10 protein-coding genes are annotated in these 9,470 nt (G+C 69.7%); 4 read left to right on the top strand and 6 right to left on the bottom strand.

Features of this window, described 5'->3' with window-relative positions:
• A partial coding sequence (amcA, locus tag BLS56_RS32660) for a multiple cyclophane-containing RiPP AmcA (RefSeq protein ID WP_228772062.1) occupies positions 1–226 on the top strand: 226 nt, incomplete at its 5' end.
• Positions 227–239: 13 nt separating this feature from the next.
• Here the strand turns inward: amcA and BLS56_RS30165 are convergent.
• The 3 genes from BLS56_RS30165 to BLS56_RS30155 all read right to left on the bottom strand — a co-directional run bounded on the left by BLS56_RS30165 (position 240) and on the right by BLS56_RS30155 (position 3,499).
• Entirely contained in the window at positions 240–899 is a 660-nt protein-coding gene (locus BLS56_RS30165; protein WP_091457978.1) for a pentapeptide repeat-containing protein, read from the bottom strand.
• A 45-nt stretch (positions 900–944) separates the two neighbouring features.
• Complete coding sequence (locus BLS56_RS30160; protein WP_091457973.1) at positions 945–1,919, bottom strand: sigma-70 family RNA polymerase sigma factor; 975 nt, start codon at positions 1,917–1,919, stop codon at positions 945–947.
• Positions 1,920–2,068: 149 nt separating this feature from the next.
• On the bottom strand, positions 2,069–3,499 hold the full coding sequence (locus BLS56_RS30155; RefSeq protein WP_175483117.1) for a M20/M25/M40 family metallo-hydrolase: 1,431 nt from the start codon (positions 3,497–3,499) through the stop codon (positions 2,069–2,071).
• A 391-nt stretch (positions 3,500–3,890) separates the two neighbouring features.
• On the opposite strand from BLS56_RS30155, the gene BLS56_RS30150 reads away from it, so the two are divergent.
• Together BLS56_RS30150 and BLS56_RS30145 are read left to right on the top strand one after the other, a co-directional pair.
• Positions 3,891–4,415 (top strand): TetR/AcrR family transcriptional regulator, encoded by a 525-nt coding sequence (locus BLS56_RS30150; RefSeq protein WP_175483116.1) that lies wholly within the window; start codon positions 3,891–3,893, stop codon positions 4,413–4,415.
• Between the two features lie 135 nt (positions 4,416–4,550).
• Entirely contained in the window at positions 4,551–5,837 is a 1,287-nt protein-coding gene (locus BLS56_RS30145; RefSeq protein ID WP_091457966.1) for a PucR family transcriptional regulator, read from the top strand.
• Positions 5,838–5,846: 9 nt separating this feature from the next.
• Here BLS56_RS30145 and BLS56_RS30140 read toward each other — a convergent pair whose 3' ends face one another.
• A complete protein-coding gene (locus BLS56_RS30140) occupies positions 5,847–6,356 on the bottom strand; it encodes an RNA polymerase sigma factor (protein WP_091457964.1) in 510 nt (169 codons plus the stop codon).
• A 207-nt stretch (positions 6,357–6,563) separates the two neighbouring features.
• On the opposite strand from BLS56_RS30140, the gene BLS56_RS30135 reads away from it, so the two are divergent.
• Positions 6,564–7,031 (top strand): peptidase inhibitor family I36 protein, encoded by a 468-nt coding sequence (locus BLS56_RS30135; RefSeq protein ID WP_139191084.1) that lies wholly within the window; start codon positions 6,564–6,566, stop codon positions 7,029–7,031.
• Between the two features lie 145 nt (positions 7,032–7,176).
• Here BLS56_RS30135 and BLS56_RS30130 read toward each other — a convergent pair whose 3' ends face one another.
• Together BLS56_RS30130 and BLS56_RS30125 are read right to left on the bottom strand one after the other, a co-directional pair.
• On the bottom strand, positions 7,177–8,385 hold the full coding sequence (locus tag BLS56_RS30130) for a cytochrome P450 (protein WP_228772061.1): 1,209 nt from the start codon (positions 8,383–8,385) through the stop codon (positions 7,177–7,179).
• Between the two features lie 29 nt (positions 8,386–8,414).
• Positions 8,415–9,122: a TetR/AcrR family transcriptional regulator gene (locus BLS56_RS30125; protein ID WP_175483115.1), complete on the bottom strand. Its 708-nt coding sequence runs from the start codon at positions 9,120–9,122 to the stop codon at positions 8,415–8,417.
• Positions 9,123–9,470: the final 348 nt, after the last annotated feature.

Genomic DNA, 9,470 nt, shown 5'->3' with positions numbered 1-9,470 from the left:
CCTCCCGATCAGCCAACGTCAACATCCTGCGCACGACAGGGAATCCTTCCCCACCGAACACCAAGATCACATGCTACGACCGTCTGAGGCTGCCCTGTTGAGCGCCGCCGGAACCGTGCCCCAGCCGACCGGCAAGTGGAACAACGACCCCGCGTGGGACAACGTCACCGGTGGTGGAGGTTTCGACAACCGGCCCGGATGGGACAACTGGAGCAACAAGAGGTAGCCAGCCGGGCTGACTAGGGAATGACGGTCAGGCCTGCTTCCGATGCGATTTGTCCGGCCAGGACGCTAGCCTGATCGTCGTTAATCCTCGCTCCCCGCAGGGTGAGCAATCCGCGAATGCCGGTCAACCGTGATTCAGTCAGATCGCAGCCCGCGGCCCGAGTCGCCTCGAACTCGGTTCCGGTCAGTTCGCAGTTGTCAAAGACGACGTTCGACAGGTCCCCTGTTAGCACACTTTCCCGGAACGAGCAACCGCGAAAAACGACGGCGCCTTTCACTTGCTCGAACCGAAACGTGGCGTAGTCGAATCGGCATTCCTCCGCGTACACATCGATAGCTTTCGCGATGTCGATTCGTAGCCCGATCGCTTGAGAGCGAAGGACTTCTGTTCGCCGGGCCACCACCGCCGACACCGTCGCGTTGGCGAAGTTGACCCCGTCAAATCGAACGTTGGAAAGTTCGACCGGACCCAGTCGAGATCCCGACAGGTCGACATCTGAGATCAGCACCACCGAGAGCGATCCTTCGCCCGCCACGCCTGACTGGTCGCCTTGCGCAAGACGCGCGGCGGCGTAGTCGAACTCTCCCTGAAAATTAGGAGAGTCGTCGACCAGGTCTTCTTCCGCAATGGACGCACGCTGGATCGTCTTGCCCGCGACTTTCAGGAACTCCATGTGGGCAAGATAGCGCACAACGGCGAGACTTCGCTTGATGCGACGCTACTTCAGGATTTTCTCCGGCAGGCCGAACCGGGTGAGGTCGGCGGTCAGAAAGGACACGACCTCCGCGATTCGTGGGCCGCGCAGGGTGAGCAGGTCGAGACCGGCCGGGACGTAGGCCGCCTGGTCCGCGTCCCACCGGTAGGTGCCGAAGGCGAGTTGGCCGTTGGCTCGGGCGCGCAGGAAGCGCCAGCGCAGGGTCATGGGCTTCGCCAGGAGGAACGTTCTGATGGCCGTGGGGCCGGCGTACCACTGGGGCAGCGGTGGCATGGAGTACCGGGCGTCCTCGGTCAGCATCGCCACGATGGTCTCGACGTCGCCGTGTTCCCAGGCGCTGGCGTAGCGGGCCGCGAGCGCGCGGACGCCGTCGGTGTCCAGCGACCGCAGGGTTTCCTGCTGGCTGCGCTCGGGGAGCCTGGCGCCGAGGACCTTGCGGGCCCGCTGCAGCGCGCTGTTGACCGAGGGCACCGTCGTTTCCAGCAGGTCGGCGACCTCGGCGGCGGAGAATCCCAGGACCTCGCGCAGCACCAGTGCGGCCCGCTGGCGGGGCGCGAGGTGTTGCAGGGCGGCGACGAACGCCAGTTCCACGCTCTCGCGGGCCACGTAGCGCGCCTCGGGGCCCAACGCGTCGTCCGGGTACGGGCCCAGCCACTTGGACTCCGCCGGTGGCGCCGCGGCGGGACCGAGGTCGGTCGGCAGTTCCCGCCTGCCGCGGTGCTCGAGCAGGGTGAGGCAGCGGTTGGTGGCGATCTTGTAGAGCCAGGGCCGGATGGGGCCGCGGCCGTCGAAGCGGTCGAGGCTTCGCCAGGCCCTGGTTAGCGTCTCCTGCGCCATGTCCTCTGCGTCGTGCGGGGAACCGAGCATCCGGTAGCAGTGCGCCTGCACCTCGGCGCGCAGCGGCTCGACCAGCGCCCCGAAGGCCGCCGCGTCGCCACCGCGCGCGGCGGCGAGCAGCCGTGCCGCGTCCCCGAGCATCCTCGACCCCTCGCCGACCTCACCGGGCTGTGCGCACGAATGATCACATGCCCGGCCGCGTGGCCGCGGTCAGGTGGGCGGTTCGGCTTCGGCGTCCCGGCGAAAGCGGGCCGCCCGCGTTTCCCTCGCGGCCGCGAAAATGGCCCGCGTCAAGTGTTGTCGGGTCCGCCGGGGGCGCCCATCTGCAAAAGCAGCGCCTGGGCCAGAGTCATGGCCTCGAACTCCGCATAACTGACGCTCTCATTCGGGGCGTGAATCGCGCAGCGTGGCTCTTCGCAGCCCCACAGCAGGATTTCCGCCCGCGGGTTGACCGTCTTGAACGAGTTCACCAGCGGGATCGACCCGCCCTGGCCGGTCTGGGCGACGCGGGGCGCCTTGGGGTAGGCCGAGCGGAGCGCGTCCTGGGCGAGCCCGAGCCAGGGGCCAGACGGGTCGGCGTGAAAGCCGGAGCCGCCGCTCGGCGGGCTGAACTCCAGATCCACTCCCCACGGGCGGACCTTGCGGAAGTGCTCCACCAGCTTGGTGTACGCGGTCTCCGGATCTTGGTTGGGTGCCAGCCGCACACTGACCTTGGCGGTGGCCGTGGGGCGCAGCACGTTGATCGCCTGGCTGAGCGCGGGCACGCCGTCGAGGCCGGTCACATTGATCGATGGCTTGCCGTACAAGCGTTTCTGCAGCGACTCGGTGCCGATCAGCGACACGTTGGGCCGGACGCCCGCGTCGGCCCGGTACTGCTTCTCGTCCACCGGCTCCCAGCCCAGGTCCTGCTTGTCCAACTCGACGGCCACGTCGCCCTTGTCGTCGTGCAGGGTGGCGAGCATACGGACCAGCGCCATGAACGCGTCCGGGGCAGGGCCGCCGTACATCCCGCTGTGCACCGGGGCTTCCAGGGTCCGGACGGTGACGTTCAACGCGACGAATCCGCGCAGGCTCGTGGTGACCGTCGGCATTCCGCGGCGCACGTTCCCGGTGTCGGCCACGACGATGTAGTCCGCGTGGAAGCGCTTGTCGTCGGGGTGTTCGACCAGGTACTTCTCCAGGATGCCGGTGCCGATCTCCTCCTCGCCCTCAATGAGGATCTTGAGGTTGACCGGCAGGCCGCGTTTGAATGCGCGCAGCATGGCCAGGTGCATCAGCACGCCGGACTTGTCGTCCGCGCTGCCGCGCCCGTACAGCCGGGTGTCGTCTTGCTCCGGGACTTCCTTGGGCACGAACGGCTCGGTCACCGTCCATCCGGTGCCCGGCGGCTGGACGTCGTAGTGCGCGTACAGCAGCACCGTCGACGCCATCGCCCGGCCGCCCCCCGAATCCCCCGGGACGACCGCTGGGTGCTCGCCGTAGACCAGCGGTGTCGTCTTCTTGTCGTCCGCCTCGACCACGAACTCCTCGATATGGGCGATCTCGGCTTTCTCGAACAGGTCGATGACTTTCTCCCGGGTTTGCCGCACACCCTCCGGGCAGGCCGCGTAACCCATGAGCCGCACCAGGGCCTTGAGATCCTCGTGCAATTGGGGCATCAATTCGCCGATTATGCGCGGCAGGTCCTGAAGCGTCCTCGGCTCACTCAGAGTACGGCTCATCATATCCCCTTTTTCGACTATCGCCGTCGTTCTCAAGTATGACCCCGAAGAACTCGCAGGCAACCCTGCGATGGCTTTTTCCCCATTTCGAGCCGCGCGTCACCCACGCGGTCTTTGCCTGGCACCCGGGGTGGCGCGCGGCCCCCGAAAGACCCCGCCGAGGGGAACCGGCGAGTGAGACGGCGGGCGCGGCGGTGACAGGGCGCGGGCGGGCCGGAGTTGTGCGGTTCGCCGCGCGGCACCGTAGAATCCGGGGTAGCGCCCCGATTGGGGCGGCCGCAGACCGTCGGGGCACTGCCCCGGTCATCCGGGAGGTGGGACGATTTCCGAGGAATCCGGCCAGACCGCGCGGCGCCCGCAGCGCGCGGACGCCCTCCGCAACCGCGAGCGGGTGCTCAGCGCGGCCCGGGAGCTGTTCGCCACCCGGGGGCTCTCAGCCTCGCTCGACGACATCGCCCGGCACGCCGAAGTCGGCGCGGGCACCGTCCACCGCAACTTCCCGAGCAAGGAGTCCCTGTTCGCGACCCTGGTGGTCGACCGGGTGGACGAACTCGCGGCGCGGGGGCGGGCGCTGGCCACCGCGAACGACCCCGGGGCGGCGCTGCTGTCCATGCTCGCGCTCCTGCTGGACGCAGGCGCCGAGAACACGACGGTCCAGGCGGGCCTCGCGGGCACCGACTTCGACCTGCGCGCCGCGGCGCCGCGGGCCGCGGCCGACCTGCGCGCCGCGGTGGGCGTCCTGCTCGACGGCGCCCAGCGCGCGGGCGCCGTGCGCGGCGACCTCGACGTCGACGACGTGCTGGCGCTGCTGGCTGGCGCCTTCGCCGCGGCCCGGCACGCGGGCGGCGACCCGGACCGGTCCGCCCGGCTCAGGGGCGTCCTGTTCGACGCGCTCAAGGCCGTGCCGTCCCAGTAAGTGGACGCCGGGCGGCTGACCGGCAAGGGAGTACGTAAACAGGACAATACGTAAACAGGACGATGCGCGAACGGCTCGCGGCGCGGCAGCTTTGACGGCTACCGGAGTAACCGCGCTGAGCCGATCGGGGGCCTGATGAGCGTCCTGTCCATCGTCGAGCAGGGGAGCACGGCGGCCGAGCCGGACTGGACCTTCGAGCAGCGGCTGCGGCGGGAGATCGTCGCGGAGCTCGGGCAGACGCGGCCGGAGGCGTTCATCGAGCTGACCGACATCATCGATCCCCTGGTCGAGACCATCCGCAAGGTCGTGCTCAGCGCGCTCGACAGCATGACGAACCCGCGGTCAACCCGCCAGGAGGACTGGGGTGCGCTCCTGCGCGCGCAGCGCGGGCGGCTGTCGTCGACCTGCCCGCTGAGCGTGCTGGTGCGGGCGTACCGGATCAGCGGCGACATCGCCTGGCAGCAGGTCCGCCGCTACGCCCGCCACCGCGACCTGCCCGCCAGCGCCCTGGCCCGCGGCGCGGAGGTGGTCTTCGCGTACCTGGGCGAGCTGTCGAGCCTGGCGGCGCCGATGACCGCCCCCACGGCCGCGGCCCGCGCGCGGCTGCTGCGCCTGCTGCTCACCGACCCGGCGCCCGCCGAGGCCGAGATCGCCGATGCCGCGCGCGAGGCGGGCTGGACACCGCCCCCGGCGGTCCGGATAGTCGCGCTGCGCCGCCCCAAGCACCACCACGGCCACCTCGCCCACGTCCCCCACCTCGTCGACATCGGAGTCGACATCGGAGACGGAGTCGGCGGTGACATCGAAACTGGCGACGGCATCCTGGCGACGACCGACGGCGACGAGCCGTGCCTGCTCGTCCCGGCCACCATGGGCGGCGCGGAGGTGGGCGGCGTGCTGCGCGAGGCGCTGCCCGGCTGGTCGGCCGCGCTCGGCCCGGCGACGGAGGTGACGCGAGCGCGGGAGTCGCTGCGGATCGCGGCCAGGGCCCTCGACATGGCCGAGCGGGGTCTGCTCCCAATGCCCGCCCACCGTGTCATCGATTACGCCGACCACCGGCTCGCCCTGGCCCTGTTCGCCGACGAGGCGCTGGTGGCCAGCCTGGTCGAGCACCGGCTGGCTCCGCTGTCCGCCCTCACGCCGCAGCGCCGGGAACGTATGCTCGACACCCTGCACGAGTGGCTGGGCAGCCAGGGCAGGGTCAGCGAGATCGCCGCCCGGCTCAATCTGCACACCCAGAGCGTGCGGTACCGGATTCGCCAGATCGAGGAGGTGTTCGGCGACCGCCTGGCCGATCCGACGTACCGGTTCGAGCTTGCCCTGGCCACCCGCATGGCCATCCTGCGGCGCGACAACGAGCGCTCCGCTCGCGGTCGCCATGACGACGGGCCGACCACAGCGCTGAGCCGGATCGCCCGTTAAGGACAGTCGTCAGCCCGTGGGGGCCAAGGCCCACAGCGCCGGTTCGGTGAAGTGGGTGCGCAGTTTCGCCAGCGCCCGCAGCCGGTTGCGGTGCGCGGTTCCCTTGTGCACGCCCAACAGCGCGGCGGCCTCGTCCAGGGTGTGGCCGTCGAGGTCGACCAGGACCACCACCGCGGCCTCCTTCGCCGTCAGCGACCGCAGCAGGTGCGTGAGGTCCTGGCGGGACTCGGCCGCGGGCATACCGCCGTCACTGAGCGGAGCCATCACCTCCTCGAACGGGACCCAGCGCCACTCGACGCGCCAGCGGGCCCTGGCGAGGTTGACCGCGGTGGCGAGCGCGTAGCCATAGGGGTTGGGGTGCCCGACGAACCGCCGCCACCGGGCCTCGCTGCCGCGCAGGCGCACATACACGTCCTGGATCAGGTCGTCCGCCATCGGCCTGCTGCCGACCAGGACCGCCACCCGCGAGCGCAGGCGCGCGACCACGCTCATGAAAAGTCGGTCGAACTCGTCGTCCACGGCCCCACCCCCACCTGCGGACCTGCCCTGGAATCCGGGTATTCCTCTCGACAGTAACCAGCGCCGACCACCGGGCCAAACACCCGATCGGGTGGCACAGTCTTTCCACCCCGGCCGCGCTCACACTTCCGCCTGCCGCCAGGCATATATCCCTACGGACCCACATCCGGGTCCGGAAAATGCCTCACGAAGGAAGGCTGAGCGGCCATGAGAAGACTTCTGTCTGTTCTGTCTGGAGCCGTCGCGCTATCCGCGGGCGCGTTGGTCGGGCCCGCGTCCGCCGACGCCGACCGGCACTGTGTGGCGAACCTGGACACCCAGGTCGTCCGGTGCGCGGACACGCCCGCGGGGGCCATGCGCCTGGCCACCGGCCCTGGCGCCCTGGCCCTGACCATCGCCATCTTCTATGACGGCACGGGATACACCGGCGCCACCTACACCTGGGTGCAGTCGCGGGCGTGCACGCCCACCTACGACTCGGAGTGGCAGTGGGGCAACCTGGGCGACCTCGGCTGGAACAACCGGGTCAGCTCCGTGCACACCTACAACCAGTGCGACGTGAAGTTCTACGACGGCTTTGAATTCACCGGCGCCGCGTCGACGTGGATCGACAATCATTCCGACCTGGGCGTCCTCGGCTGGAACAACCGGGCGGGCTCGGTCAAGTTCTCCTGAGTGGATGTTCGGCGTCCCGATTTCCGGAAGTCACGCCACCTCCGCGGACGCGGGAAAAGCACGAGCAGGCGGAGAAATCCCCAGCCTCGACTGATGGGCGCCGGTCCGGTCGGGTCTCCCCCGCCCGACCGGACCGACACCGCGCTCAGGCCGCCCTGACCCGCAGGGGCAGGTGCTTGGCGCTCACCATCCCGTTGCTCTCGTAGAACGTCGCCTCGTCGGCGACCACCTCGATGTCGGCGAAGTGGTCGAGCAGCAGCGGCACCGCCACCCGCGCCTCCAGCCTGGCCAGCGGCGCCCCGATGCACACGTGCACGCCGTGGCCGAACGCGAGTTGCTTGCCCTCGCGGCGGATGTCGAACCGGTCCGGGTCGGCGAAGACCCGGGGGTCGCGGTTCGCGGCCATCAGCCACGGCAGGACGAACACGCCCGCCGGGATGGTCTGCCCGGCGAACTCCACCTCACGGGTGGTGACCCGCGCGACCCGGGTGAACGGGCTGCGCACCCGCAGCACCTCTTCGACGGCGGCCGGAACCAGCGACCGGTCGGCCCGCAGCGCCGCGGCCGCGGCCGGGTTCTCTGCCAGGCACAGGAACGTGTTGCCCAGCAGCGCCGTGGTGGTGATGTGGCCCGCGAGCAGCAGCAGCGCCACGAACCCCACCATCTCCTCGTCGGTGAGCGACTCGCCGTCAACCTCGACCACGCACAGCTTGCTGATCAGGTCGTCGCCCGGGTTCGCCCGCTTCTCGGCGATGCGCTCCAGCAGGTAGTCGGCCATCTCGTGGAAGACCGGCTCCTGCCCGTCCAGCACCTCGCCGAGGTCGTCCAGGCTCTCGGGCGCCTCGACGTCGAGCAGCGTGTCCGCCCAGGCGCGGAAGCGGTCCCGGTCGGCGATCGGGATGCCCAGCATCTCGGCGATCACGATCACCGGCAGCGGGTAGGCGAAGTCCGACACGAGGTCGAAGGTCTCCCGCTTCCCCAGATCGGCCAGCAGCCCCGCGGAGATCTCCCGGATGCGGGGCTCCAGCCCAGCGACCATGCGCGGCGTGAACGCCTGGCTCACCAGCTTGCGCAGCTTGCGGTGCTCCGGGTCGTCCATGCCGACGAAGTTCCCCGTCATGAACCGGTCGCGGCCCGGGGCTGGCGGGACGAGCCCGGAGAAGTCCGACGAGAACGTCTCCGGGTCCATCAGCACCGCCATGACCTCGGCATAGCCGGTGACGTGCCACGCCTTTGCGTGGGCGTCGTAGCTGACCGGATTCGGGCGCCGGGCCAGCCACGTGAGCAGGGCCTGTCCGCCGTCGGCCATGGACCTGGGCATCGGGTCGGTCGGTTTTTCCGTCGTTGCGGTCATTGCGTTTCCCCTCAGATGCGGCCAACCGCCTACGGTTGGCGCAGAAAATCGGCGAGTTCGTCCCTGAACTCGCCGAGAATCCCGATGACCTCGCGCGAGACCTCGGCCAGCCGCGGGTGCGCCGCGGCGTCCGCGGGCTCGAACGACCCGCGGATGACGTGGGCGAGGCACTCGGCCTGCTCGTCCAGCGTCGGCTCGTAGTCCAGCGCGGGGTTCGGGTTGCCGAACAGAAAGCCCATCACCGTGCACTGGATGGCGTAAAGCTGCTGGTCGACGGGCATGTCCGCGTGCACAAGCCCCCAGTCGCGCAGCACCGTCATCTGCCGCCTGCTCAGCTCGATCTTGCGTTCCTGGATCACCCGCTGCTCCGGCCGCCTGGCCAGCTCGCCGAGCACTTCCACGTCTGCGGTGAACATCGCCCGCAGCAGCGGATTCCCCACGATCAGCCGGAAAGCGTGCGCGAAGTACCGGTGCATCAACGCGTTCGCCGGGTCCTGCGGCAGCCACGTCAACAACTCGTCCACATGCCGCAGCGACTCGCGCAGCAGCACCGCCTCGAACAGCGCCAGCCTCGTCTTGTAGTGCAGATAGACGGTGCCTTTGCCGATCCCCGCCGCACGGGCGACGTCGTCGATGGTGGTGCGCTTGTACCCCCACCGCCGAACCAGGTCGGCGGTGACATCGAGGATGCGCCGAGCCCGGGTCTCGCGCTCCGACTCGACAACGGTCTCGTTCATCGGGCCCCTTCTGACGGATGACTGATTTTGAAAATTGGTCATACCGTCAAAGTCGAGGCTAGCCCTGGTGACCGGGAGCGGTCAAGCGATTACCGGAACGGCCCCTGGTGGGAATCTCCCTGCCCGAACAGGGCGGAGACGAGGTGGCACCCAGCGGCGTGCGGCGGGCTCGGCGCGAGCGATCGCCGCGCGGAGGCCGGAAGTGGGGTCCGCCGTCCGGACCGTCAGGCCGGGCCGTGGTAAGGCCGGGCCATGGTCAAGCCAGGCGTGGTCAAGCCAGGCGTGGTCAAGCCAGGCGTGGTCAAGCCAGGCGTGGTCAAGCCAGGCGTGGTCAAGCCAGGCGTGGTC

The organism is Actinokineospora iranica, assembly GCF_900101685.1.
In the GTDB taxonomy this organism is placed as follows: Bacteria; Actinomycetota; Actinomycetes; order Mycobacteriales; family Pseudonocardiaceae; genus Actinokineospora; species Actinokineospora iranica.
The sequence above is the reverse complement of the archived record's forward strand: the minus strand, read 5'-3'. Positions and strand labels throughout refer to the sequence as shown.

Coding starts and splice junctions, on each gene's coding strand:
- BLS56_RS30160 (WP_091457973.1), bottom strand. CDS start 1,919: ATGCTCGGGGACGCGGCACGGCTGCTCGCCGCCGCGCGCGGTGGCGAC.
- BLS56_RS30125 (WP_175483115.1), bottom strand. CDS start 9,122: ATGAACGAGACCGTTGTCGAGTCGGAGCGCGAGACCCGGGCTCGGCGC.
- BLS56_RS30145 (WP_091457966.1), top strand. CDS start 4,551: ATGAGCGTCCTGTCCATCGTCGAGCAGGGGAGCACGGCGGCCGAGCCG.
- BLS56_RS30135 (WP_139191084.1), top strand. CDS start 6,564: ATGAGAAGACTTCTGTCTGTTCTGTCTGGAGCCGTCGCGCTATCCGCG.
- BLS56_RS30155 (WP_175483117.1), bottom strand. CDS start 3,499: ATGAGCCGTACTCTGAGTGAGCCGAGGACGCTTCAGGACCTGCCGCGC.
- BLS56_RS30130 (WP_228772061.1), bottom strand. CDS start 8,385: ATGACCGCAACGACGGAAAAACCGACCGACCCGATGCCCAGGTCCATG.
- BLS56_RS30165 (WP_091457978.1), bottom strand. CDS start 899: ATGGAGTTCCTGAAAGTCGCGGGCAAGACGATCCAGCGTGCGTCCATT.